Raw genomic sequence first — 25,062 nt, 5'->3', positions numbered from 1 at the left:
TTTTGCTTTCTACATATGGTTTGCGTATTGATGATTAAGATACTGAATAGGGAATTGTTCGGATGGCTGAAAGCGCGTCGTTTTCCAGATCGTCTCAAACGAACGTTTGTGAAACATGCTGATCGGCTATGCACGGGTCTCGAAAGCCGACGGCAGCCAGTCCCTCGATTTACAGCGAGACGCCTTGATCGGAGCAGGGGTCGAAGAAGGCCAGATCTATTCGGACCTGGCATCTGGAAAGAAGGATGACCGATCCGGTCTTGAGGCCTGCCTCAAGGCATTGCGCAAGGGCGATGTTCTGGTCGTGTGGAAGCTCGACCGCATGGGTCGCAGCCTCCACCACCTTGTCAAAACCGTTAGCATGCTGTCCGAGCGTGGCGTCGGCCTCAAGGTTCTCACTGGGCAAGGCGCGCAGATTGACACAACGACTGCGGCAGGACGACTTTCATTCGGCATCTTTGCCGCTCTCGCCGAATTCGAAAGCGAGCTGATCCGCGAACGCACAATGGCGGGGCTCCAAGCGGCCCGCGCCCGCGGCCGAAAGGGTGGAAGGAAGTTCGCGCTGACGAAAGCGCAGGTCCGCATGGCCCAGGCCGCTATGGCTAGCCGCGACACGTCAGTTCCTGAACTCTGTAAGGAACTGGGGGTCAAACCGGTCACGCTCTACCGATATGTCGACCCAAATGGCAATCTGCGCGATTATGGGAAACGGGTTCTCAGCCCTTAGACCAGATGAGCGTTTTGCGGCGCGCGGGCCGCAAGTGTGGTTTCCTGACGAACACGAAGTAGTTCGAAAGGAGAATGCAAATGAACAAAACCACTTACGTTGGGCTGGACGTCCACAAAGACACGATTGTGGTTGCGGTTGCGGAGGATGGTCGCGGTGGTGAGATCCGGTTTTTCGGAACGATCGCGCATACTTCAGATTCTGTTTTGCGGCTAACCAAGCAGCTGGCGGCTGCGGGAAGTACGCCGAGCTTTTGTTACGAGGCGGGCCCCTGCGGCTACGGTCTGCATCGTCATCTCACCAAGCTCGGGTTTGAATGCGCGGTTGTCGCGCCTGCGATGATCCCTCGCAAGGCCGGGGATCGGGTGAAGACTGATCGTCGGGACGCTGAAATGCTGGCACGGCTGTGGCGCGCCGGTGAGCTGACGGCGATCTGGACGCCGGATGAGGAGCAGGAAGCCATGCGCGACCTGATCCGCACCCGCAAGCAGGCGATGGATGCCGTGAAGGTGGCTAAGCAGCAACTGCTCAGCTTCCTGCTTCGGCATGGGTTGCGATACGAGAATGGCAGTTACTGGACGAAGCGCCACCGCCGTTGGCTGGCCGAACTCCGCCGCTTCCGCTTCTCGCACCAGCAGCTGGCCTTCGAGGAGTTGAAGCGGGCTGTCGACCAAGCGGAGACCCGCGTTGCGACGCTGGATCAAGCGATCGATGAAGCGGTTCAGACGTGGCGCTTCGCCCCTGTCGTCGATGGCCTTCGCGCATTGCGCGGCGTGAACACGATCATCGCAGCGACCGTGGTTGCAGAGATTGGCGACATCACCCGCTTTGAAAATCCACGCCAGCTTATGGCCTGGCTCGGGTTGGTCCCAAGCGAGCATTCCAGCGGCAACACGACGCGGCGCGGGCGCCTGACAAAGACTGGGAACGCCTTAGCCCGTACGATGCTTGTCGAAGCGGGATGGTCCTATCGCCACCCACCCAAGGAGGGGCAGCCGTTCCTGAAGCGTTCAGCGCATCTGCCACAGGAGATCAAGGACATCGGCTGGAAGGCGCAGACGCGGCTTTGCAAGCGGTTCCGCCATCTGTCGAACACTGGCAAACCTCAGCCGCGCGTGCTCGCAGCCATCGCGCGCGAACTCGCGGGCTTTATGTGGGACATCGCACGCAAGACGCCGTTGCCCGCGTAATGCGGCGGCTCATACTGCCTGTGCAGTACGCTGGAGACGGTGGCCATTGATAGGGAAATCCTCGGACTACGTTGGGAAACATATCCGTTCTTAGAGAGAGGTAACCCGTATCGAATTTGGTCAGGCGGTAACCAATCCGCGGATGAGAGCATGACAATCATCGGTTCGGCCACCGTCTCCAGCGCTTGCACAGGCTATATCTTTGACGAACCCGTGTCAGCGGGGTAGTTTAATAGTGTCAGGAGACCTGAAAACGCTCATGAGAGCGTAGGATTCTGCACTCTCCGGCATCAGACCCCTCCCACAACGGAGTACATTACAAGCGCCCACAGAAGTGACGACCCAAGAAAGAGGCTGATCGCAGCAAAAATCATGCCGAGCACCATGCCTAGGATTACATGTCCAAGGACCACTTCATCTCTCCCCATCTTGCCTATCAAATGCCCTATAGGTGCCTTGTTTACGCCAGATTTATACAGCTTTCTAAGCCTCGAACAAGGAAAGCTGATTGCGCATGAAGCATGTAGAGAACTCCGCCGCTTGGACCAATGTTATCGCAAGCCTCATGGCAGCAGGAGTCGACAGAATACTCGCTGTCGGGATTATCGATATTTTGGTAGAGAACGCTCGCCAAAATCTTGATGAACATCATACGCCTCTCATCCTTTCGAAATGCCAAATGCTTGATGCGCCCAGGAAAGAGGCAAAGGTGATGGAAGGTGTCGATCAAATCATGCCCCGCTTATTTTCGATCACGCAGCAGCTTCTCACGGCCCCAAATCTAAAGCGCAAACATGAGGCCCACCAATATTGCAGGCACGCAGCTCTTATAGAAGGCGGTCAGCGCAGGGGTGATCTCAGGAAGACTTCCAAATGAGCCGGAGATGCAGGAAGCGCCAACTGTACATCGCAAAATCGACCATCCATTGTAGTGGCAACCGCAGACAATTTGAACTGCTCTGATGCCCACACAAGCCTGAGGGTGGAATCTGCACGTCTCAGAATACCGCCAACGTCGATAACATCACACTGCTGGCCATCAGACCTATCGCTCATGATGATTGTGGAATATTGCTCCAGCGGGAGTTGGTAGAGTTCCTGTAATTGCGTCAAGAAGCGGAATGACACAGAGGCGCCGAGCGAGGCTAGTTCTTTTGCCAGATCGTGAAGTCCAGTTTCCCGCCCCAGGATAAGAATATTTTCGTTCTCCCAAGAAAATTCCCGGAGGACGTTAGCCCGCAAAACAGGGCGAGCCACATAATTTCTATGAGAGGGGCCTTCAGTAGGACCGAGTTTCCTTCTCATCAACAGCTTTTCTATAAACCCTGAAACCCTGAAACCCATAACCTCCGAACTCTATCTGAAAGCCCGTCTTGATCTGGACAGGTGCGGATAGCAGCTTACTCAGCACCCCTGTTGCGCGCAATATCTCAGATGGCGAATCCTGTGAACGGCGGAGCAATACTGGGTCTATCCCAACAAAGGTACGTAACCCACCACAGGAATTTCTGCGTTGACCTGCATTCATGCGCTTTTCGTTGATTTTGGTCCTCCTGTTTTCACTTCATTTCTACGCTGCTTTTTTCGGGGGCAGGATACCGAGCGTGTCGCGGAGCTTTTCTTCTGAGAAGTCGTACTCGCCGAGCATGTTGATGTGAGCCCATGACATGGGGGAGTGGGCTGCAATCAGGCGCAGCAGATTTTCCCTGGCCCCGGCGTCCGGTGCCTTTTCGACCTGTCTGGTGAGGTAAAGATAATTCCAGCAGATGATGGAGTTCCGGATCAGCCGGTTACAGCCCTCTGCGATCTCCTGTTCTTCCTTTTCGGTCTGGGTGTATTCGCGTGGGTTTCCGACTGCCACAGCGCGGGTGAAACGGTTAGCGAGTTCGACCTTGTTGAGCTGTTTCTCGATGGCCTGTCGGAGCGCCAGCCCATCGACATAGCGCAGAATGAAGAGAGATTTGATGATCTGTCCAAAGGCTTTCAAGGTCTGGTATAAGGCATGCTGGCGCGAGTAGGAGTTCAGCCGCCGGAAAATATCGGAGGCGGTGTTTTCCTTGAGTTTGATGGTGGCCACGAGGCGCAGAAGATCATCCCAGTTGTCGCGAATGGCGTCCTCATTGATGGTCTTATCCGGTCGGATGACCCAGTCGGGATCGGCCTGGTTTTTTGGTTTGAAGATATAGAGGGTCTGTTTGCCGATGCCTTTGATACGTGGGGCAAATGAAAACCCCAGCAGATGGGTCAGCCCGAAGACAGCTTCCGTGTACCCATGGCTGTCGGTGGAATGAATATCGCTTTTCACGACGTCGTTGTGCATGAGCCCGTCGATCACATAGGCGCTTTCGCGATCTGCGGCGCTGATCATCAAGGAATGCCAGAGGAAGTTGCGCTCGTCGACAAAGGTATAGGCGCTGACCCCCTGACCTTGCCCGAAGTACTTGAATGATCGGCTGGCATGCAGGCTGTCGCCGCGCACCTCGAACTTTTGACCGTCACTTGCGGTATGGAGCTGATCCCGTGTTTGGCGATAAAGGTTCGGCAACTCCATTCCATCCATGGCCTTGAGCACGGCATCATTGGCCGCCCGGATGTTTTCCAGTGAGAAGCGCCAATTCACGGTGTGATCCAGTTCGCTTTCTGTGACGCTGGACGATATCCGTGCCATCTTGCGCACGCCGATCCCGCAGCCCAGTCCCATGATCCCAGCCAGCAACGCGGGATGCGATGTAGCCTGTCGTACATGGGTTTGCTGCCAGTGTTCGAATGACCGCAGCATGCTGCAGTGATTATTGACGGTCTCCAGCACCTGCGCGAGTGCCACGTCATGGCGCTGCGGAAAAAGATCGCCCAATGGATCAGTGTCGCGGGCATCAAGCGCCGGGGTGGCAATGTGGAATGTACCGTCTTTGCGCAGTTTGAGATGAGGATTACCCGCCGCGCGACCGTTGGTTGCTTTGTATTGTTCCGTGAGTGCCGCATTCAGCCTCGCCAGAATGGGTTCAGGATCAGCAAACTCCGTCAGACCGGCGCGTTCCAACAGCCGGGCCTTTTCCCGGTACCAGCGGTTCTTGTCGATCAGATAGGCGTCCATGGGCCGGTATTTGTAGGAGCGTTTGACATTCAGATCACCGGACTTGATCGCAGCGGTGACCGCCTGAAACAGAAACACCTTGTAGAGCGATACCCGGAAAGAGCCATCACCTCGCATAACCGCCGCCCGCTGTTCAGCGTCGAGAAAACCCATTGGCGCGTGGTTGGCGGACAAATCCCTATCGTTTCTGAAGTGATCAACCGCCTCCAGCAGCGCTGCCGCCCGACTGGATGGCATGAAGGTGAGTGCCCTCAGCAAGGGACTGAGGCGATTTTGCAGCTTCACGGATCGCGCTTCCAGAATGTCATGCCAACCGGATTCACTGGTAGTTGCGGCCAGATCATCCTTGAGCCGGTTGAAATCGTCTGTCTTGCCTTGATCGAGAAGGGCCTGCGTTGCAGTGATCTTTTCTGCGTCTGACAGGTTGGCAGCGGCCATGACGCTGCGGATATCCCGCAGAACACCGAAGACGGATATCTCCAGACCCTCAATGACAATGCCGATCTGCCGCTGCTGATCCTTGCGTTCTTGCACCAGGGCTTCCTGATAGTCCCGAGCCGCCGCTGACTTGAACGACGCCATCACGCTGAGCCAGAGATCGATCATGTTATCCTGACAGCGATAGAACTGATGGGCGACAAAGGCGGCTGCATGGAGGTGACGGTCGTTTCGCTCCCGGCGCTGCATCTGGAAGATTTCCGATCGCAGGACACTGCCTGCAAAATACCGGATACCGGCTGTGCCAAGGTCAAGTATTGAGAGAACGGCGTCCAGCCGATCATGCAACTCTGACAGGACCTCGAAATCGGCCACGGCCTCTTTGATTCTTGAGGGGCTGGTCGATTGCGACAGTTTCTTCAGAAGGGTCAGGCGATACCGGTTCTGATCGTCTGGAGCCGTGAACAGATCATCGAGCAGGTGCCGCGCTTCGGCGGGTAACTGACTGTCCATCAATGCAATCAGCTCTGCTTTGCGGTCATGCAGACCGGCGCGGATTAGATCATTCAGCCGATAGGCGGATGGCACCTGCACACGGTGCTGGATCAAGAAGTCCACGCAGCGATCAAAGATCAGACGCGGCTTGAGATGCATCCGTGCCATTGTCGCAACCTCGGTAGCGAGGGCATAGCTCGCACTTTGATCAAACGGCGGAAACCCATGGAAATCCAGAATTTGACGTTGGTGACGCAGGCGGGTTGTCTCCGTATATTGGGTCGGTTCAAATGCGCTTTCGGGCAATTTCAACTGGTGTATTGCTGCTGCAATGTCACGGTCGCGAAAATCCTGGGGCTGATAAAACCGCTTTGTGGCTTTGAAATACCCACACATCAGCAGGAAGCCGATCTGACTATCAGGCGTGCGCAGGCCCTTTGCGATATCCATCAGCCCTTTGGGGAGAGTCAGGAACTGCTTGCGTTCCTTGTGATCAAAGACGGGTGGTTGATCAAACGCGTCTTGTTCACTGGCGGTAAGAATCCGCATTCTGGCCATGGTCACTCCAAAAAATTGATGTTCTGAAAACCGTCGTTTTTGGAATGCCAACACGTCAGAATGCAAAACGGGATTAAAGCTAGTTAATCATACACAGTTTCCTTGTTCTGAAACGCGAGTTCCGATACAGTTGCGTAAATAGGTTTTAAGAACAAATATCATGCTCATCGGATACGCTCGTGTCTCAACCATGGATCAGAACCCTGCTTTGCAAATGGATGCATTGCAGGCTGCGGGTTGTGAAAAAATCTATATAGAGAAAGCATCCGGCTCTCACCGGGAACGTCCCCAACTCAAAGCAGCCCTCGAATATCTGCGGGAAGGCGACACTCTGGTTGTGTGGAAATTATCGCGTTTGGCGCGATCCCTGACGCAAGTCATCAAAACCGCCGCAGATATCGCGGAACGTGGCATCGCATTGAAAGTACTTACCCAGAATATCGACACCAGCACACCCGAAGGGCGGTTGTTCTTCCACATGACCGCTGCCTTTGATGAATTTCAACGGGAACTGATTGTCGAAAATACCCGTGCCGGTCTTAAGGCTGCTGCAAAACGTGGGCGACGGGGTGGACGGCCAAGGGCTATGAATGAGCAAACCATCAAACATGCCGAGGCAATGCTCAAAGACACTGAAAACTACCCGTTCATCGGAGATGTAATCGATCAGCTCAAGATCGGACGAACAGCGTTCTACCGATACTTCCCAACAGATCGCATCAAACAGCTACGCGCAGACCATGCCGAAGCCCACCAAACGTAGTTAAATCCTGTGGTGGGTTACGTACCTTTGTTGGGATGGACCCAAGTTTGCGCTGACAAAGACGCAGGTCCGCATGGCCCAAGCTGCCATGGCCAGCCGCGACACATCGGTTTCAGAGCTCTGCAAAGATCTCGGGGTGAAACCAGTCACGCTCTACAGATATGTCGATCCGAACGGCAATCTACGCGATTACGGGAAACGAGTTCTCAGCGCTTAGACCAGATGAGCGTTTTGCGGCGCGCGGGCCGCAAGTGTGGTTTCCTGACGAACACGAAGTAGTTCGAAAGGAGAATGCAAATGAACAAAACCACTTACGTTGGGCTGGACGTCCACAAAGACACGATTGTGGTTGCGGTTGCGGAGGATGGTCGCGGTGGTGAGATCCGGTTTTTCGGAACGATCGCGCATACTTCAGATTCTGTTTTGCGGCTAACCAAGCAGCTGGCGGCTGCGGGAAGTACGCCGAGCTTTTGTTACGAGGCGGGCCCCTGCGGCTACGGTCTGCATCGTCATCTCACCAAGCTCGGGTTTGAATGCGCGGTTGTCGCGCCTGCGATGATCCCTCGCAAGGCCGGGGATCGGGTGAAGACTGATCGTCGGGACGCTGAAATGCTGGCACGGCTGTGGCGCGCCGGTGAGCTGACGGCGATCTGGACGCCGGATGAGGAGCAGGAAGCCATGCGCGACCTGATCCGCACCCGCAAGCAGGCGATGGATGCCGTGAAGGTGGCTAAGCAGCAACTGCTCAGCTTCCTGCTTCGGCATGGGTTGCGATACGAGAATGGCAGTTACTGGACGAAGCGCCACCGCCGTTGGCTGGCCGAACTCCGCCGCTTCCGCTTCTCGCACCAGCAGCTGGCCTTCGAGGAGTTGAAGCGGGCTGTCGACCAAGCGGAGACCCGCGTTGCGACGCTGGATCAAGCGATCGATGAAGCGGTTCAGACGTGGCGCTTCGCCCCTGTCGTCGATGGCCTTCGCGCATTGCGCGGCGTGAACACGATCATCGCAGCGACCGTGGTTGCAGAGATTGGCGACATCACCCGCTTTGAAAATCCACGCCAGCTTATGGCCTGGCTCGGGTTGGTCCCAAGCGAGCATTCCAGCGGCAACACGACGCGGCGCGGGCGCCTGACAAAGACTGGGAACGCCTTAGCCCGTACGATGCTTGTCGAAGCGGGATGGTCCTATCGCCACCCACCCAAGGAGGGGCAGCCGTTCCTGAAGCGTTCAGCGCATCTGCCACAGGAGATCAAGGACATCGGCTGGAAGGCGCAGACGCGGCTTTGCAAGCGGTTCCGCCATCTGTCGAACACTGGCAAACCTCAGCCGCGCGTGCTCGCAGCCATCGCGCGCGAACTCGCGGGCTTTATGTGGGACATCGCACGCAAGACGCCGTTGCCCGCGTAATGCGGCGGCTCATACTGCCTGTGCAGTACGCTGGAGACGGTGGCCATTGATAGGGAAATCCTCGGACTACGTTGGGAAACATATCCGTTCTTAGAGAGAGGTAACCCGTATCGAATTTGGTCAGGCGGTAACCAATCCGCGGATGAGAGCATGACAATCATCGGTTCGGCCACCGTCTCCAGCGCTTGCACAGGCTATATCTTTGACGAACCCGTGTCAGCGGGGTAGTTTAATAGTGTCAGGAGACCTGAAAACGCTCATGAGAGCGTAGGATCCTGCACTCTCCGGCATCAGACCCCAGATCCCGCGCGAGCCGGTCTCCGATGGTCTCGGATTGCCCCCGCAGGACATCCGACTGGCGTTTGCGGCACTGCTCCTCCAGATCGGCGTTGAACGCGTCCCAGGACGCAAACCGCGGGATCGGCACCATGAAGTTGCGGCGGGAGTAGCCAACCAGGCCCTCCGCGTTACCTTTGTCATTACCCTTGCCGGGACGGCCGTAGCGATCACGGAACAGGTAATGTGACAGGAACCCGCTGAAGAGCGTCGCCCGCTTGCGCGTTCCGTCCGGCAGGATCTTCGCAACCAGGCACCTGTCGTTGTCGTAGAGAACCGAGACAGGTGCCTTGCCGAAAAAGGCAAAGGCGTGGACGTGGCCGTCGACCCAGGCCTCGGCGGTGGCCGCCGGATAGGCCCGCACGAAGCAGGCATCACTGTGCGGCAGATCAAAGCTTTCCAGGAGCCGAAGCACCTGAATGAACTCTCGGCGCCCTTGGCGGGCATGTCTCGCTTCCATTAGGCGACGCAGGGTTTGCAGCTCGTCGGGCATCTCCCAATCGACCAAAGGGGCGGCTTGGTCCAAGGCCCCGGGCTTCGTCTCCAGAAGGGCAAAGTAATGCACAGGGTCGAAGATCATTTGTTCGCGCTCGTAGCAGCGGGCGTGACGGGCGATGACCCCACCACCACAGCCGATTTCGACCACATCCACAAACGCACGGATCGTCACCTCCCGTAAGCCATAGGTGCTGGGAACCGAGTAATCATTGGATTTGTAGCGCACCAGAGATTGGGAGCTGACCCGGCCCGTTGCCTTGTGGCAGGCTTGGTAAGGCATTGCAGGGAGTGGCGACATGGCAGCCAGATCCCGCTTCAGCCGTTCCCCGATCGTCTCCCGGTGCCCATGCAAGACAGCCGACTGCCGTGTCAGACATTGTTCTTCGAGCCAGACATTGAAGCTGTCCAGATCAGGGAATTCCGGCAGCGGCACCATCAGGTTGCGCCGGGACCAGCCCACCAGACCTTCGACATTGCCTTTATCGTTCCCCTTGCCCGGGCGGCCGTAGCGATCATCAAAAAGGTAGTGTGACAACATCTCCGTGAACATCTGCGTCCGCCGACGCCGCCCTCCGGCTTCGATCTTCGCAACAAGGCAGCTGTCATTGTCATAGACCACCGAGAGCGGCACGCGCCCGAAGAACTCAAAGGCGTGAACATGCCCGTCCATCCAGGCTTCTGTTGTCGCCGCATGATAGGCCCGCACATAGCATGCATCGCTGTAGGGCAGGTCAAAGGCAAAAAAGTGGATCTTCTGTTCCACGCCCCCCAGGATGACAACGGCCTCACCGAAATCGGCCTGCCCGTGACCCGGAGGATGGGCGAGTGGAATGAACATCTCCCGCGCTTTTTGACGATGCCCCCGAACATAGTCCTTCACGGTCGTATGGTAATCCCCCCTAAAAATAGTGGTGTTCCAAAGTAGAATTTTCTCGGCAAGATATCTGAGGAGATTTATGATGAAGAATGGACGATTTAGCGACGCGCAAATCATGGCAGTGTTGAAGCAGGCGGAGGGCGGTGTGCCGGTCTCTGAGCTTTGCCGCGAGCACGGAATGAGCAGCGCGAGTTTTTACAAATGGCGGGCCAAGTTTGGCGGCATGGACGCGTCCTTGATTTCCGAGATGAAGGATATGGCGGAAGAGAACCGTCGTCTGAAGCGCATGTATGCCGAGATGAGCATGCAAAACGACCTGCTGAAAGAAGCGCTTGGAAAAAAGCGTTAAGGCCGTCTCATCGGCGAGAGATGGCCATGAATGCAGTTGCGCAATATGGGGTCAGCATAGCTCTGGCCTGCCGTGCGTTCGAGATCAGCGAGACCTGCTATAGATACAGCCCTGTGCTGAGCGATGACAACGAAGAGATCGCAGATTGGCTTGAACGCTTGACGGCTAACAAGCGGACCTGGGGCTTCGGCCTGTGCTTTTTGTATCTGCGCAACGTGCAGGGCTATGGCTGGAACCATAAACGTGTCTACCGGGTCTACTGTGAGCTGGCGTTGAACCTGCGTATCAAGCCGAAGAAACGCTTGAAGCGGGACAAGCCGGAACCACTGGCTGTGCCTGAAAGACCAAATGAAACTTGGTCCATGGACTTCATGGCGGATCAGCTGGCGGATGGCCGGTCGATCAGGGCATTAAACGTCTTGGATGACTTCAATCGCGAAGGACTGGCTATTGAGGTCGACTTCTCGCTGCCTGCTGAACGTGTCGTGCGTGCGCTGAACCAGATCATTGAGTGGCGCGGAAAGCCCCAAGCTATTCGTGTGGACAACGGCCCAGAATACGTCAGCGGGAAGCTCATGGAATGGGCTGAGAAACGCAATGTGCGGCTCGAATATATCCAGCCCGGTAAGCCCCAACAGAATGCCTATATCGAGCGCTACAACCGCACCGTTCGTGGCGAATGGCTGGGGCAATACATCTTCGAAACCATCGAGGAGGCACAGGACCAGGCAACACAATGGCTCTGGACTTACAACAACGAGCGACCCAACATGGGCATCGGCGGCATGACACCCGCCATGAAACTGAAAACGGCTGCGTGAATTCTACGGCTGGACCCAATTAAAAATGGGGGGATTACCGTATAACCGCCGGTAAAGCCTTCTTCCTCACGGAGCCGTTCAAAGATCCGCTTCGCCGTATGGCGTTGCTTCTTCGGACGGTTCTGATCCTCCAGAAGCCATTGGTCAATTGTATCGGTGAAGGCTTCCAACTTCGGGCGCCGAACTTTCTGGCTCCGGCGGTAACCAGGGGGAGACGAATACGCGCACATCTTGTCGACCGTTCCACGGGCAAGGCCAAAATCACGGGCGATCGAACGTTTGCTGCGCCCCTCATCGAAATGCGCGCGGCGCACGGCTAAATATACTTCCACGGTGAAAATCCTCCGGCCCTCCCTGCAAAGACAGTGAGAGCAAAAGTGGACGACTTTTGCGCCGCCCGCCCCGGCAAAATACCGGCGCTACCGTGGCCTAATTTGCAACCGCCCTATACAAGGACATCCTGATCGCCGTCGTGGATGGGCTGAAGGGCTTCCCGCAGGCCATCGAAGCGGCCTTTCCCCAGACCCAGGTCCAGACCTGCATCGTTCACCTGCTGCGCCATTCCATGAGCTTTGCCAGCTACAAGGACCGCAAGGCCGTCGCCACGGCGCTAAAGACGATCTACACGGCGGTGGATGCCGACGCGGCCGAGGCCGCTCTGGCAGAGTTCGAGGAGAGCGATCTGGCTAGGCGGTATCCGGCCATCGCACCGAGCTGGCGCCGGGCCTGGAACGAGGTGATCCCGTTCCTCGACTACCCGCCCGAGGTGCGCAGGCTGATCTACACCACGAATTCCATTGAGGCATTGAATTCGAAGATCCGGCGCGCCGTCCGAACCCGCGGTCACTTCCCAAGCGATGAGGCAGCAGCGAAATTGATCTATCTGGCGCTCAATGCTACATCCACCGAATGGAAGCGTTCGGTGCGCGAATGGCACGCTGTCAGAAGTCAGCTTGCCATCATGTTCGAAGACCGCTTCCCAATGGCGTAAAAAAACGCGTCAGGCACAAAATTCGGCACAGTCTCGGGGGTGGTTGGTTGGTTTGCGCCCGTTCGGCGCACGGACTGCCAGAATAAACCGTTCAAAGAACGCCCATTCCTCGTCTAACATCAGGTCTCGTGCCAAGCTGGTCTCCATCACAGATAACAGCTTGAATCACGGTCAGCACCCAATGGGAATCCCTTTTGTCAACACGGCCTAAGTCATTAAGGAATCCGATACGAAACCCAAAACTAGGCCTTTGAAAATATGACTCAGAAAAAGGCCGCATAGGGCCAACAAGAAAATTGTCCAAAAACAGGGTCAATGTCCATTTAAATTTCAGCAGAGATCAAAGGCTGATTAAGCCGCCCGCAAACTATGATTAGCATTTTAGTCGCCAGGAGATTTAGACACGGACAAGCTTTTTTGACTGTTCCAATTGTCCAAACTCTGCAGGTGCGCCATGATAACACCCATCAACCCACTGCGAACCCATGCAGCCAAAGTTACATCGTCAAGAGCCGCAAGTTTTTCGGCATCCACAACTTGAAGGTCTGTGACCGTACCAAGAAGTTTTCCACCTTCTTCAACTTTGTAGACTTTTGGAACCAAAATATCTGCGTCCTGTAATGGTTTAAGGAGCGCTTCTGTATTGATCAGTTCTTTTTGAAAATCTGTTAGGAAGGTGCGTGCTCGATCTACAGCACCACCTGTGGGAATTGACCCATCTTTAAAAAGAACCTCGCCATCCGCATTCGTGGAAATTCGGTCCTTCACAATCATGATAAGATATTCGCCCAATTCTTTCTTTTCACCCATGACAAATGGAAATCGGCGTATATGAGCGGGTATGTAGCGGGCCGACCACTGGTTTTCTTTGTCGAGATAAAGGTTACCATCTTTGCGATAGCCCATTTGAGCAACTGGCAAAAACCTACCTGATGTTGGAAAGAAGATTGGGTACTCACGACTAGCTTTAGTGATTTCACTCATAGCCAAGGGCGCGCCTAAAACATTTTTGGCAAACGCAAAGCTGTTAGAACGTTTCAATCGGTGGTCTGCATGCACTTTACTATCAAGCGCGACTACATTTTCAAACATGTGGATCTCCATTTACCAGCAGGTAGGATGAGTTATACATGTCATATAAGCACTATAAGTATCAATCATACAGCGTTGAGATAAACAGTACAGTTGCGCATTTTTCAAGCAAGAAACGGTGGGAGATTCAGAGCAAGTTTCCTCTTCATCCCCCAGCTATCGTTTAATCTATTGAGTGGCCTGCTTGGCCATCAAAAACAATGTTACCATGTCTGGCAGTCCATTAACCGTTATATCGGCTTCGCCTTGCCAAGCTTCAATGCTCAGTGCTGTCTGGGGCCCAAATTTACCATCATCAGAGCCTGTTGGTAACTTACCATCTGCAATCAATATTTTCTGAACGCGACGTACAGTTTCTTCGTTTACTGAAACAGCTTGTCCATTATGGGACAATTGCACGAGTGGGCTGTTTTCAGTCAACTCTAGCGCAGAAAAACTCTCAACCATTGCAAACACCACGTTTTCAAAAAGCTGATCAGGATTATTGGCGCAAATGTTTTGGGCGAGGCTCACCATTGGAGAGTGAGACTTGACAGGGGTAATATCGTACAAGCCTTCTGCCATCCTGTTTTGAGCCGAAATAAAGCCCGATATCCATTCTGCTAATTGGGCTTTGGCTTGAGCAGCTTGCTCACCATTCAGAAGGGTCATGATCGTGTTGCAATCACGTGCGCCCCATCCGTAAACGGCAAATTCACCATCAGATGTTGCGGCCAAAGCAGGAGTAGCAATGCTTAAAGTGAGAGCTGTCGTAAGGGTTGAAAAGATGTTTCGCATGATCCCTGAGACGTCCTTATGTTTGTGTGATTTGGTTCTGCAGAACAAAAAAGGCCCCCGATAGACGGGGGCCTTTGTCTTTTGACCGTTTTTAGCGGTCTGTGCGTGTGACAGTGCTGGATGCAAAGTTACCGATAGAGCTCGCGGAGATGCTGTTGTTAGACACACCAACCGATGCGCTCACGACGCCGCCAGTCGAGAAGGAACCGATTGTGGCACCCGTCGCCAGCGACGTGATTGCACCACTGTTAGACTGTGCATTAAAGACTGCTGCGCTGGAGTCGTTTGCCGCAGTTGACAGAGATGCGAGCGTTACGCTGTTGGTTGCAACGTTACCGAAGGCTGACGCATTGATCGAATTGCCAGACACGGTTGCTGATGCTCCATTGAGAGCGAGACCCAATGTACCGAGTGTACGTGTACCAGAGGTCGTATTAACCTGGTAGTTTGTACCACTTGATGTCGCGTTGATTGCAGCCGCCTGAGACTGTTCATTGAAGACACCGAAGGAAGCATTAAGCACGCCACCAAGTACGCCAGCGGTGGAGTTCAAGCCTGCTGGGCTTACACCTCCAGTGACATTTGCACCATTCGCAACCACAGTGTTCTGCGCCACGTTACCACGCGCAAGTGCAAGAGTGCTGTTGCCCTCTACCATTGCAGTGCCAGTGTTCAAAGCTGTCGCGTCGGTTGTACCAGACAGGCTCACTGTCGTGTTCGTCGATGCTGAAGCGTCAACTGTGCCTGCAGAACCGTTGGTCTGGGAATTCATGACCAGAGCCGTTGAGTCTAGCGATGCAGTTCCGGCCCCACCGATGGTGATGCTGGAGTTGGTCGCCAGGTTGGCCGAGGCACGGGCTTCGGTCACATTGCCCGTTACACCAAGCGTGCTGCCTGATGCTGCCGCGCCGGAACCCGCTACTGTTCCATCCACTGTAGCGCTAGAGATGGTTACGGTGTTGGCTGTGTTGGTCGAGTCGATGGCGCCAGTGTTATCCTGGCTGTTTAAGACCAGATTACCGCCGCTTGCTGTTGTGAACGCGCCAGAGGAGTCAGCAGCGGCATTTGTACCAGCAGCTCCTGATACGATGTTAGCGCCAGACGTTGTCAGAGAGTTTTGCGCTTGGTTACCTGTAGCGCTGGACGCACTGACGTTGCCGGACAGCATAACGCTGCTGCCATTGATCCCAGTTGGCGTGGCACCACCGGTCACATCGACATCCACGACCACCGCGGATCCACCTGTGGCCGTGACAGCACCACTGTTGTCCTGCTCACTCAACAGCTCTGTCGCTGCATCCACGTTTGATGCATTCGCCCCAACAGACACGGCGTTCACCACAGAGTTGGCGAGAGCCGTTGCAGAAGAGACATTGCCAGCCAAGGACACTGTGGAGTTCAGAACGCCGCCACCTGAGCTCGTTGCGCCAGTATCAGATACATCAACTGCCACTCTGGACTGTGATGTCGTGGCTGCGACTGCAGCATCGTTATCCTGGGTTGATCCAAGCACATAGGCTGCAGTTGTAGTGCCACCATCAGTGAAAGATGCATCCGTGCCTGCACCCGCATCAATGCTGTTCCCATCAACTGTCAGCGTATTGCTCGCCACGTTGCTCCGAGCCAGAGCTGTGGTCTGATTACCATCAAGAGACACACTGCTGGATTGGATCGGGATGGAACCTGTGTTGCTGAGGGTGACATCGACATCTTGATTAACCGTCGACGACACTGTCGCAGCACTCGTGACAGCCTGGTTGTTCACCAGAACACCAGTGCGGTCCATGTTGGCCGTTCCAGCATCACCCAAGGTCAGTGTTTGCGTACCATTGTTGCCAGTTGCCTGTGCAATCGTGGAGTTGCTGCTGAGCGAGACGTCACTACTGATAATCTCGTTTCCACCAGTGCGTGTGACGTCTTGGTTGTAGACATCCGTCGTAGCCGAGGCTGTGACGTTTGCGGAAACCGACTGCAGAGAAGCCAATGCGTTGTTCGCGTCAGCCGTGAGAGTCGTCAGAGCAATCGTTGCATCCACCGCTCCGGTTGCTGTCGCGTTGGTCACATCCACTGTTGTGGCATTCGTCGCCACGTTCCCGTTCGCAACCGACTGGTTTACGTTGCCTTCCATCGCGAGTGAGAAAGTTGTGCCGCCAGCATTTGCAACAACATCCAGATCGGATGTTGTTGATACGGTTGCCGTCGACCGCTGAGCGCTCTCAAGTGCGGTGTCGGCGTCCGTATTGGTTGCCGTCAGGTTGACACTGTTTGTCGCCCGGTTTGCCGTCGCATAGGATTGCTGAAGGTTATCAGACACAGTTTGCGTTGAGTCTGCAACGACATCGATCTCCCCATCGCTGAGGATCGCAAATGTTGCAGCAACATCAGATGACAGGGCCGAGGCACTATCCTGCAAGCTTGCTGTCGCCAAATCGGCATTAGCGGGGGCAACATCAAAATCCGCAGCATTGATGCTGGTTGCCGTTGCCGACAAGCCGGTCACAGTTGTGGCCGTTGCAGAGGTTACGTTGGTCGCAACGTTACCCGTCACTTCGCCCACTGCCGTGTTGCCAGACACAGAAACGGTCGAGTCGGTAATACCGTCTCCGCCGGAGACCGACACAATCACACCAGCGCCGTTGACGACACCAGACGACCCAGAACCTGTAAAGCCTGCTACTGTGAAAGATTCGTCAGTATCGGCACCACCACCAGCGGTGGGGTCAATCAAAGTTAGAGAGGTAAGGATGCCAGTTATGTTGTATGTTCCAACAGGAGCAATAACCGTAGTGCTTCCAGCAGTTGCGGTCCAACCGAGGTTGTTCAGAGATGTAGCTTCCTCTGTTGTCAGGGCTTGATCGAACGTAATTGTTACAGGATTGATGGCAATTGTTACGACACCGGTACCACTATTATAGTTGATATCGGACGCGGTAGACGGAGCAGTCGCAGCATTCAAAGAAGTGAACCCCGCAACTGGATCGGACCCTGTGATGCCGATCTCTGCAGTTACAGATCCTGCAGCAGCGGTGGCCTGATAGTTTGCAACCGTGCCGGAAGCTGCAACGGTTGCAGTATTCGCATCACCCAACTGAACTGCGTTATTGGCGCTGTTCGCTGTTGCAACCGCACTCAACACGTTGTCATCAGATACAACTGTGGAGCTATCTTCAATGTCATTTCCGAAAGTCGTTCTGATGGTGTTTGATGTTGTCCCCCCAGAGTCTCTCTGGCTCGCCAAAATATCAGCTCCGGAAAGCTGTGTGGAGGCCGCAACAAAAGAACCTGTTGTCGTTTGAGCGCCAGTGGCTGCGACAATACTTGGCGCCGCCTCACTGCCCGATGTGATATTTGTTGCATCCACAACAACATTATTGCCGCTGGTCACGTTGCCACTGGCGGATGCAGACACGGTGTTTCCGGATGTGGAAACACTTGAGCGGAATACATCACTATCAAAAGCGGTGAGAATTGGAACACCGCCCGTACCAACAACACGTGCTGTCACGGTTGCATTGTCCGCAAGCGTCTGTTCGTTCGCGGCGGCAGCAATAACACCAGTGCCTGCACCAGAAGCTGTTCCAACCAGATTGTTGAACGAAAGCAAGATGCCGTTGTCAGCTGAGTTGGCCGTAGCAGACGCCGACATCCTGTTGTTATCCGTTATAACAGTGGAATCGTTCGCATCCTGCCCTGCTTGGGTCAGTATCTGATTTGCTGTCGTTTCTGCAGACACAACGGCCGTAGATGCCATCGACTGGTCATTGGTCAGTGCCTGACCTGCAGTAACCGAGTATTGGTCGGCCGCACCCGCAGCAGCACTGTTTTGTACAGTCCCAGCATTCGTTACAACACTTAGATTGTTGGTTGCACTTGTGGTTGAAAGTGAATTGGTTGCACTTGCACCCGTTGCAGCTGACGTAACCGCATTTGCGGTTGTACGCATGCTGCTATCATCAAGATTATCAGTGATATTAATAGCATTGGTGATGCTATTTGAAGTGGTTGCTGCAGTGACGGACCCATCAACTTCCTGCACGGAGCCCACGGCGCCTGCTGCACTCATCGTCGCGCCGGAGGTAAGCGACAGCGCGTTGCTGGTGGAAACACCCGTGGCACTTGCCGCCTGACGGTTGCCTGTTACTTCGAGTGTCGAGGTTGTAACAGTACCATCATCAAGACCAGCAACAACAGAACCGATGTTGTTTCCCGAGACTGTACCGGAAACAGTTACACCCGAATCAATTGTCTGTACGTTCCCGATGATGGAGTCGCCAGCTGCTGACAACTGTGTCTTACCATCTGCGGCGGTATCTGCGTCACTAATGACAGCAGCAGCACCTTCACCCGTGATGCTGCTTGCATCTAATGTGATCGATTGCGTGCTTACACTGCCTGTAGCACCTGCAGTCTGATCGTTGCCTGCAACAGAGATCGTAGTGTTGGTTACGTCTCCAGTTGCATTACCGTTTGAGTCAACACCGCTCTGGATTTCAATGGTCGAGCTTGTTGTCGTCGCAGAAATTGATGAAGTGGCAGTTGGTACGATTGTCTGCAAATTGCTGACGGCTGTTGAAGCCGTTATGCTTGCAGTTGTATCCAGGGAAGAAATGCTGCTTGTGGCCGAATTGCCAATTGTGGTTGATGCTTGATCACTGTTGGATACAGTAACTGTCGCGCCATCGAGGCCTTCAACAAGAGTTGTCGTTGCAGCCCCGCCTACGGTAGCGTCCAACGTCCGGTCACCATCGATTTCTTGCGAAGAGCTGACGATCAGATCACCAGCAACATCATTATCGGCTGCTGCCACCAACGAGGAGTCAATATCCAGGCTGGCTTGTCCAGCTGTTGCTTCCACAAGGTCAAGACCACTTGCCGCGGTGATGGTGGATGTCGCGTTGTTGCCGGTTGCTGCGGCTGTGATATCATTATTATCGGACAGGCTTGTCCCCGTCAGAGTGCGTATCCCAGTGCCTGTATTTTCAATAACAATAGAATGCGTATCAGACGATGAGAGCGCAGTAACATCGGCCTCAACTGACTGAAGCGTTCCAACAGCCGCTGTGTCTCCTGCAGTGCTTGGCGAGAACAACAATTCTGCAGCAGCTGTCGAGGAGTTCCCTGTGGCGGACGCAGTGGTCAGGTTGTTCGTCGCCGGTGCCGCTGCTGTAACGACATCAGCAATGGCGTCACTAACCGTGAGGCTGATATTCACATTGTTGTTGCTTGTTGTCGCAGAGGGCGTTGCGGTCAACTCTTGTACGTTTCCAGCTGTAAAGGTCGCTGATGTTACAATGGTTTCGCTCGCACCCATGTTGGTATCTGAGGTCGCCTGCGCCAAAGCGCCAGAGGCCCCAAAGGCAAGCAACAAGGCCGCTGTCGCCGTACTATTACGTAAATTTTTTGATGTGAATTTCATGCTATTTTTTCCTTGTTGGCGATTTTCATTTATTACTACCTGTCACGTCCCGTAAGCTGGTAAGGAATTTTCTTGAACGGCTCTGGTTTGAGTTTGTACCAGTCTTTCATGGCCTGCAAGGGCGTTTTGCTGCCCAAGACTGATTGTGGTAGCTGTTGGTTGTAAAGCCATACGTAGCGCTCGAGGGTCTGTTCGAGATCTTCGCCTGATTTGAAATGGTGGCCTTGCAAGACATCCTCGATGCGTCCGTTGAACCGTTCGACCATACCATTGGTTTGCGGCGACTTCGGTGGGGTCAGGCGATGCTCGATGCCCAGCTCGGCGCAAAGCTTGTCAAACTCGTGCTTCCCTGTCGCAGAGCGCTTACGCATTCCGAACAAGCGGTCCGTGAACTCCTTACCGTTGTCTGTCAGGATTGTGCGGATCTTGAGAGGACAGGCGCGCTCCAGATCCCGGAGGAAGCGCCTGGCGTTAGCTGCAGATTTTGCTGAGAAAATACGGATGAAGACCCACCGTGTGGCACGGTCGATGGCGACGAAGAGGTAACGACGCTTGGTCTCGTCCTGCATCTGAGGCAGGTATTTGACGTCGATGTGGATATAGCCTGGCTCGTAAGCCTTGAAGGTGCTGTGCTTGGGCTTGGGGGCCTTGCCCTTCAGCTCACGCAGGTTGCTCACCCCGTGCCGACGCAAGCAACGATCCAGCCCCGAGCGAGATACATTTGGGTTCAAAAACTCCCGCACCACCGCCAGAAGATCATCCAGGGGAAGCAGCAGCGTCTGGCGCAGAGATACTGCCACGGCCTCTTGCGCAGGTGTCAGGGTTGTCTGAAGGCGATGTGGCGTGTGGCTTTTGTCCTCCACGCTGTCACGGTGACGCCACTTATACACCGTCTGCTCCGAAATCCCGTGTCGGTCAGCCAGAACCCATGCAGCCTCATTGCTGGCCTGGATCTCGGCGCGGATTTTCGGGGTGGTCGTCGCCTCGCTATGCAGTCGAACAAGCATCTGTGCCTCCGTCTCGGATCTCCCTCAGCAGCGAGCGTGCCATAAAAAGCGCCAATCGGCGAGGATCAATGTGATCATCAGGGACGGAACACATAGTCATCGTTGACGACCAAGGGTACAGCAGGTTGACAATCGTTTGGGGTCACATTCGTGACGCTCGGGAGCAGGTCCAAAATGGCGCTCTCAATTGCCATGCGCACTGCCAATTGCAGTGGCTCTTGGTTCTTAGCTCCAGCATATACGTCCCAGAGATCGTTATTGAAGAAGCGGAAAACCTCGGCCCCAACTTCGTAGCCAGTGATTTGCTTCTGAACGGAGACCGTATCGTACACTTTCAGTGTCTGGCTGCCGACGATCCGCATATCAATGCCTACATTCATCGTGTAGACGCGGCCTTTTCCGCCAATGTTGTTTACATTCAGTTCAGCGCCACCTGATTGGATGTTGAAATTCAACTCAGTGATACCACCCACGATGTAATAATCGGATTGCAAGATACTGCCGCCGTAATACGGCTTCCATGGGACCTCGCTGGTTTCACCCGTCTGCGGATCCGTCGTTTCATGCAGTTTCCCGTCGCCTAGCTGGCGATTGCTGGTGTAAGCAAGCTCTGCATCAGCAATCTTAGTATCAAATCGCTCATATAGAGAAATCCCAGGCACCAGATGCCCCAATGCAGTATATGCCATAAGGGCGCCGCCCTGAGTGACCAGGAAGCCTTCTTGATCGTTCTGCTTACCCGTATAATCCCGGATGTCGCCAACAGTGATTGCGATATGGCCCTTATTGGCTGCCGCAAGGTGTTCCCCATAACAGCTCAACTTTGTCGTAAGCGGCGTGTTGTTTGGGGTGGGTCTGGAACTCAACAAGAGAGGAACGTCCCCTTCATTGAGAACTTCCCGACGCATATCCTCTGGAAGGACTGCGCAACCCGCTGTTGCAGCCGCTAGTGTAAGCGCCGTGATTAATTTTGTATAATGAGACATTTTTATGCGCTTTTCTATTTTCATTAATTCAGGCTCAACTTATGGTGCAGGAGGTGCATTTAGTGCCCCAGTTGCAAAACCACCAACTATACTCCCACCAGAAATATCTCCTGTGGTGGTGTTACAAGCTGTGCTGCCATCTACGCCAGACGCTTGATTGCCGGAGTTGTCTTGGTTGTTCGACAGATCCTGATTGGTTGATCCGTTTAAAACCGCACCGGAGCCGCCGATTGAGCTGCCGTCGACGCCAGAAGCAATGGTACCAGAGTTGTCTTGGGATCCGGTCATACTTGCCAAGTCGGCTCCGACTGTACCGGTCCCTGCTGCATTGCCCGTTGCATTTGATGATGTTGTGTCACTGTTGCCGGTGCTGTCTGATGAGATGTTTGATGCGCTGTTGTCTGACGTGCTTGGCCCAGCCTGACTGTTGTCAGCAAGGTTACCTGTTGATTGGGCGTTGTTGCTACAATTGAACTGCGCTCCAATATAGGTTCTCGCATCGATGTTCTGGACTGTTCCAAAACCATCATAATAACCGCCTTTTTTTCTCTCGATAAGGTCTAGAACAGCTGATTTGTTTGCTTTATCTGTAGTAGTCTGGAACTGCCATGGACGGTTTTCTAGCAGACCATTGGCAAATGTGGGAGAGGTCATCACCGCGACAGCAACGCCTGTTGAAGTTAATATCTTCATAAAATTTCGTTTGCCCATTGTAACCTCATATTTTTGCACCAGATTTATAAAAATCTGATCTTTGAAACTTCGTACCATGATCTCATTCTATGATGTACGAAGGATTTTTCTTCAACATACATCTGTATCTTGCCATAACTGTCACGTCCCGTAAGCTGGTAAGGAATTTTCTTGAACGGCTCTGGTTTGAGTTTGTACCAGTCTTTCATGGCCTGCAAGGGCGTTTTGCTGCCCAAGACTGATTGTGGTAGCTGTTGGTTGTAAAGCCATACGTAGCGCTCGAGGGTCTGTTCGAGATCTTCGCCTGATTTGAAATGGTGGCCTTGCAAGACATCCTCGATGCGTCCGTTGAACCGTTCGACCATACCATTGGTTTGCGGCGACTTCGGTGGGGTCAGGCGATGCTCGATGCCCAGCTCGGCGCAAAGCTTGTCAAACTCGTGCTTCCCTGTCGCAGAGCGCTTACGCATTCCGAACAAGCGGTCCGTGAACTCCTTACCGTTGTCTGTCAGGATTGTGCGGATCTTGAGAGGACAGGCGCGCTCCAGATCCCGGAGGAAGCGCCTGGCGTTAGCTGCAGATTTTGCTGAGAAAATACGGATGAAGACCCACCGTGTGGCACGGTCGATGGCGACGAAGAGGTAACGACGCTTGGTCTCGTCCTGCATCTGAGGCAGGTATTTGACGTCGATGTGGATATAGCCTGGCTCGTAAGCCTTGAAGGTGCTGTGCTTGGGCTTGGGGGCCTTGCCCTTCAGCTCACGCAGGTTGCTCACCCCGTGCCGACGCAAGCAACGATCCAGCCCCGAGCGAGATACATTTGGGTTCAAAAACTCCCGCACCACCGCCAGAAGATCATCCAGGGGAAGCAGCAGCGTCTGGCGCAGAGATACTGCCACGGCCTCTTGCGCAGGTGTCAGGGTTGTCTGAAGGCGATGTGGCGTGTGGCTTTTGTCCTCCACGCTGTCACGGTGACGCCACTTATACACCGTCTGCTCCGAAATCCCGTGTCGGTCAGCCAGAACCCATGCAGCCTCATTGCTGGCCTGGATCTCGGCGCGGATTTTCGGGGTGGTCGTCGCCTCGCTATGCAGTCGAACAAGCATCTGTGCCTCCGTCTCGGATCTCCCTCAGCAGCGAGCGTGCCATAAAAAGCGCCAATCGGCGAGGATCAATGTGATCATCAGGGACGGAACAGTTAGACACAAGCAGGGCAAGGTTTCTCAGGCTTTCGGTTCATGTCGCCCTCGGGTGCTGCGAAAGACAAATTCTGGCTTTGGCTTTGCCTTGGGGGGAGGTGGAGGCGGACTTTCCCCGCAGTTGGGGCAATTGTCAGGGTTGTGGGGGCGCTCGCCCTCACAATACGGGCACATCATCATTTCAGGACCTACTCCTTTCGGCTCCCCACAAATTGGGCGTAAACAGTAAAACGAAATCACAGCACAACGGGCATTGAGTGTGAGGACAACATCGCCCGCCGCAGCGTCGATGATCTTTCGCACGGATGCCATTGCGTCCTCATTGCTGACCGTCCGGCCAGCTTTGATATCTGCAAGCCCGCGCTGGATGCCTTCGATGATAGCTTCCTTTGACTTGAAGTGGGTGCTGTCGGGATGCTTGTTGTCATTTCATCGGCTCCCAAGGGTTGATGATCTGCACACCTGTCGGCTCAAAGTCCGCAACATTGCGTGTGACGATGGGCATGGCGTGGGTGATCCCTGTCGCGGCGATAAGGGCGTCTCGGTCACTGCGGGGGTCAGGAACATGCAAAGCCGCACAGCAAAGCGCTACAGGCCCGTCCACGGGCAAAATGCGCCCCTCGAACACTGGAAGCACCCGATCAGCCATCCAAGACCTCAAAACGGCGCCCTGCGTGCTATCACGCCTCTCCATCTGCCGGACGCCCATCTCAAGTTCCAAGAGGGTGATGGCTGACAAAAACAGCGCTGACGGGTCTTGATCCTCGGCCCACGCAACGACATTGGCATCCGCCTTCCCTGCTTTTGCCTTGCGCAGCTCGGACACCACATTCGTATCGAGGATGAACATCAGGACAAATCAGCGGGACGTGTGAGGCGACCCAAGCGATCCGGTTCAAAAGCTACGTCTGCCGCTTCTGGATCGGCGAGCAAATCAAGGATACTTTCTTGGCGTCCCGTAAGCCGTCTGTAGGCTTCTATGCTGAGCAACACATGCGCAGGTTTGCCCCGGTCCGTGATGAACACAGGTCCTTTCTGCGCAGCCCGCTTTGCGCCACTTGCGTCTTGGTTGAACGTTCGGCTGTTGATCGTTGTCATTCCCATGGCTCACATCCTTCTAAGTACCTTATGTAGAAACGTAAATACAAAAGTTGGAATGTCAACCTGAACCCTTCAATGACGAGATCCAGAAGGCAAATGAAGCGCAAAAACCATTCAAATCTTGTAACTCCCAAGCACCCCAGGGGCCAACGGGTTTTTGTCAGTTTTGATGTGGGTCCCGCTGGCTATTTGGCGCATGAATTTTCTGTTGTGGTCTGAATTTCGTGGCGCTGCGCCGATTTCTCTG

Annotated in this window: 16 protein-coding genes and 6 pseudogenes; 8 read left to right on the top strand and 14 right to left on the bottom strand. The window is 54.4% G+C overall.

What is annotated here, in order from left to right; genetic code table 11:
* Nucleotides 1-115 precede the first annotated feature (115 nt).
* From JZI28_RS24050 to JZI28_RS24040, 3 genes are all read left to right on the top strand, one after another.
* On the top strand, nucleotides 116-727 hold the full coding sequence (locus tag JZI28_RS24050) for a recombinase family protein (protein ID WP_172320907.1): 612 nt from the start codon (nucleotides 116-118) through the stop codon (nucleotides 725-727).
* Between the two features lie 80 nt (nucleotides 728-807).
* Nucleotides 808-1,917 carry an IS110 family transposase gene (locus JZI28_RS24045; protein WP_375699392.1) on the top strand — a complete coding sequence of 370 codons (1,110 nt, stop codon included), beginning with the start codon at nucleotides 808-810 and terminating at the stop codon, nucleotides 1,915-1,917.
* A gap of 514 nt (nucleotides 1,918-2,431) precedes the next feature.
* On the top strand, nucleotides 2,432-2,794 hold the full coding sequence (locus tag JZI28_RS24040) for a hypothetical protein (RefSeq protein ID WP_375700369.1): 363 nt from the start codon (nucleotides 2,432-2,434) through the stop codon (nucleotides 2,792-2,794).
* A gap of 693 nt (nucleotides 2,795-3,487) precedes the next feature.
* On the opposite strand, the gene JZI28_RS24035 is transcribed toward JZI28_RS24040, so the two are convergent.
* On the bottom strand, nucleotides 3,488-6,502 hold the full coding sequence (locus tag JZI28_RS24035; protein ID WP_375700370.1) for a Tn3 family transposase: 3,015 nt from the start codon (nucleotides 6,500-6,502) through the stop codon (nucleotides 3,488-3,490).
* Between the two features lie 160 nt (nucleotides 6,503-6,662).
* On the opposite strand from JZI28_RS24035, the gene JZI28_RS24030 reads away from it, so the two are divergent.
* The 3 genes and pseudogenes from JZI28_RS24030 (at nucleotide 6,663) to JZI28_RS24020 (ending at nucleotide 8,672) form a co-directional block, all read left to right on the top strand.
* A complete protein-coding gene (locus JZI28_RS24030; RefSeq protein ID WP_375700371.1) occupies nucleotides 6,663-7,265 on the top strand; it encodes a recombinase family protein in 603 nt (200 codons plus the stop codon).
* Nucleotides 7,266-7,308: 43 nt separating this feature from the next.
* Nucleotides 7,309-7,482, top strand: a pseudogene (locus tag JZI28_RS24025) (transposon DNA-invertase); the annotation flags it as partial.
* Nucleotides 7,483-7,562: 80 nt separating this feature from the next.
* On the top strand, nucleotides 7,563-8,672 hold the full coding sequence (locus JZI28_RS24020) for an IS110 family transposase (RefSeq protein WP_375699392.1): 1,110 nt from the start codon (nucleotides 7,563-7,565) through the stop codon (nucleotides 8,670-8,672).
* 292 nt (nucleotides 8,673-8,964) lie between these two features.
* Here JZI28_RS24020 and JZI28_RS24015 read toward each other — a convergent pair.
* Together JZI28_RS24015 and istA are read right to left on the bottom strand one after the other, a co-directional pair.
* A pseudogene (locus tag JZI28_RS24015) lies at nucleotides 8,965-9,399 on the bottom strand (IS21 family transposase); the annotation flags it as partial.
* Nucleotides 9,394-10,410, bottom strand: a pseudogene (gene istA, locus JZI28_RS24010) (IS21 family transposase); the annotation flags it as partial. The pseudogenes JZI28_RS24015 and istA, both read right to left, overlap by 6 nt.
* A 55-nt stretch (nucleotides 10,411-10,465) precedes the next feature.
* Here istA and JZI28_RS24005 point away from each other — a divergent pair.
* Nucleotides 10,466-11,553, top strand: a protein-coding gene (locus JZI28_RS24005) for an IS3 family transposase (RefSeq protein ID WP_375697739.1) whose coding sequence is annotated in 2 segments (ribosomal slippage) — nucleotides 10,466-10,727 and nucleotides 10,727-11,553 — 1,089 coding nt in all. Because the reading frame shifts where the segments join, the coding sequence is not laid out codon by codon here.
* Here JZI28_RS24005 and JZI28_RS24000 read toward each other — a convergent pair.
* Nucleotides 11,481-11,885: a hypothetical protein gene (locus JZI28_RS24000; protein WP_375697740.1), complete on the bottom strand. Its 405-nt coding sequence runs from the start codon at nucleotides 11,883-11,885 to the stop codon at nucleotides 11,481-11,483. The two genes, JZI28_RS24005 and JZI28_RS24000, sit on opposite strands and share 73 nt — an antisense overlap.
* Before the next feature lie 119 nt (nucleotides 11,886-12,004).
* On the opposite strand from JZI28_RS24000, the pseudogene JZI28_RS23995 reads away from it, so the two are divergent.
* Nucleotides 12,005-12,544: pseudogene (locus tag JZI28_RS23995) on the top strand (transposase); the annotation flags it as partial.
* A gap of 39 nt (nucleotides 12,545-12,583) precedes the next feature.
* Here the strand turns inward: JZI28_RS23995 and JZI28_RS23990 are convergent.
* From JZI28_RS23990 to JZI28_RS23945, 10 genes and pseudogenes are all read right to left on the bottom strand, one after another.
* Nucleotides 12,584-12,691: pseudogene (locus tag JZI28_RS23990) on the bottom strand (IS5/IS1182 family transposase); the annotation flags it as partial.
* Between the two features lie 234 nt (nucleotides 12,692-12,925).
* Nucleotides 12,926-13,636, bottom strand: a complete 711-nt coding sequence (locus JZI28_RS23985; protein WP_375700307.1) for a SapC family protein — start codon at nucleotides 13,634-13,636, stop codon at nucleotides 12,926-12,928.
* Between the two features lie 168 nt (nucleotides 13,637-13,804).
* Nucleotides 13,805-14,413, bottom strand: coding sequence for a peptidoglycan-binding protein (locus JZI28_RS23980; protein WP_375700308.1), 609 nt, complete (start codon nucleotides 14,411-14,413; stop codon nucleotides 13,805-13,807).
* A 91-nt stretch (nucleotides 14,414-14,504) separates the two neighbouring features.
* Complete coding sequence (locus tag JZI28_RS23975; RefSeq protein ID WP_375700309.1) at nucleotides 14,505-19,829, bottom strand: beta strand repeat-containing protein; 5,325 nt, start codon at nucleotides 19,827-19,829, stop codon at nucleotides 14,505-14,507.
* A gap of 35 nt (nucleotides 19,830-19,864) precedes the next feature.
* Nucleotides 19,865-20,836, bottom strand: coding sequence for an IS481 family transposase (locus JZI28_RS23970; protein ID WP_375700310.1), 972 nt, complete (start codon nucleotides 20,834-20,836; stop codon nucleotides 19,865-19,867).
* A gap of 77 nt (nucleotides 20,837-20,913) precedes the next feature.
* Nucleotides 20,914-21,846, bottom strand: coding sequence for a CsgG/HfaB family protein (locus JZI28_RS23965; RefSeq protein WP_375700311.1), 933 nt, complete (start codon nucleotides 21,844-21,846; stop codon nucleotides 20,914-20,916).
* A 15-nt stretch (nucleotides 21,847-21,861) separates the two neighbouring features.
* Nucleotides 21,862-22,593 carry a hypothetical protein gene (locus JZI28_RS23960; protein WP_375700312.1) on the bottom strand — a complete coding sequence of 244 codons (732 nt, stop codon included), beginning with the start codon at nucleotides 22,591-22,593 and terminating at the stop codon, nucleotides 21,862-21,864.
* Between the two features lie 62 nt (nucleotides 22,594-22,655).
* Nucleotides 22,656-23,621, bottom strand: a pseudogene (locus tag JZI28_RS23955) (IS481 family transposase); the annotation flags it as partial.
* Between the two features lie 517 nt (nucleotides 23,622-24,138).
* The gene (locus tag JZI28_RS23950; protein ID WP_375700313.1) at nucleotides 24,139-24,564 is read right to left on the bottom strand and encodes a type II toxin-antitoxin system VapC family toxin; all 426 of its coding nucleotides are present in this window, start codon (nucleotides 24,562-24,564) and stop codon (nucleotides 24,139-24,141) included.
* Nucleotides 24,564-24,818: a type II toxin-antitoxin system Phd/YefM family antitoxin gene (locus JZI28_RS23945; RefSeq protein ID WP_375700314.1), complete on the bottom strand. Its 255-nt coding sequence runs from the start codon at nucleotides 24,816-24,818 to the stop codon at nucleotides 24,564-24,566. Before JZI28_RS23945 ends, JZI28_RS23950 begins: the two co-directional genes overlap by 1 nt.
* Nucleotides 24,819-25,062 lie beyond the last annotated feature (244 nt).

The sequence above is a fragment of the Pseudophaeobacter sp. TrK17 genome (assembly GCF_042192375.1).
Lineage (GTDB): Bacteria > Pseudomonadota > Alphaproteobacteria > Rhodobacterales > Rhodobacteraceae > Pseudophaeobacter.
This window is presented reverse-complemented; position numbering and strand designations above follow the sequence as displayed.

Excerpts from the sequence above, each read along its gene's own strand:
- JZI28_RS24050 (WP_172320907.1), top strand. The coding sequence starts at position 116 with ATGCTGATCGGCTATGCACGGGTCTCGAAAGCCGACGGCAGCCAGTCC.
- JZI28_RS24045 (WP_375699392.1), top strand. The coding sequence starts at position 808 with ATGAACAAAACCACTTACGTTGGGCTGGACGTCCACAAAGACACGATT.
- JZI28_RS24040 (WP_375700369.1), top strand. The coding sequence starts at position 2,432 with ATGAAGCATGTAGAGAACTCCGCCGCTTGGACCAATGTTATCGCAAGC.
- JZI28_RS24035 (WP_375700370.1), bottom strand. The coding sequence starts at position 6,502 with ATGGCCAGAATGCGGATTCTTACCGCCAGTGAACAAGACGCGTTTGAT.
- JZI28_RS24030 (WP_375700371.1), top strand. The coding sequence starts at position 6,663 with ATGCTCATCGGATACGCTCGTGTCTCAACCATGGATCAGAACCCTGCT.
- JZI28_RS24020 (WP_375699392.1), top strand. The coding sequence starts at position 7,563 with ATGAACAAAACCACTTACGTTGGGCTGGACGTCCACAAAGACACGATT.
- JZI28_RS23985 (WP_375700307.1), bottom strand. The coding sequence starts at position 13,636 with ATGTTTGAAAATGTAGTCGCGCTTGATAGTAAAGTGCATGCAGACCAC.
- JZI28_RS23980 (WP_375700308.1), bottom strand. The coding sequence starts at position 14,413 with ATGCGAAACATCTTTTCAACCCTTACGACAGCTCTCACTTTAAGCATT.
- JZI28_RS23975 (WP_375700309.1), bottom strand. The coding sequence starts at position 19,829 with ATGAAATTCACATCAAAAAATTTACGTAATAGTACGGCGACAGCGGCC.
- JZI28_RS23970 (WP_375700310.1), bottom strand. The coding sequence starts at position 20,836 with ATGCTTGTTCGACTGCATAGCGAGGCGACGACCACCCCGAAAATCCGC.
- JZI28_RS23965 (WP_375700311.1), bottom strand. The coding sequence starts at position 21,846 with ATGAAAATAGAAAAGCGCATAAAAATGTCTCATTATACAAAATTAATC.
- JZI28_RS23960 (WP_375700312.1), bottom strand. The coding sequence starts at position 22,593 with ATGGTACGAAGTTTCAAAGATCAGATTTTTATAAATCTGGTGCAAAAA.
- JZI28_RS23950 (WP_375700313.1), bottom strand. The coding sequence starts at position 24,564 with ATGTTCATCCTCGATACGAATGTGGTGTCCGAGCTGCGCAAGGCAAAA.
- JZI28_RS23945 (WP_375700314.1), bottom strand. The coding sequence starts at position 24,818 with ATGGGAATGACAACGATCAACAGCCGAACGTTCAACCAAGACGCAAGT.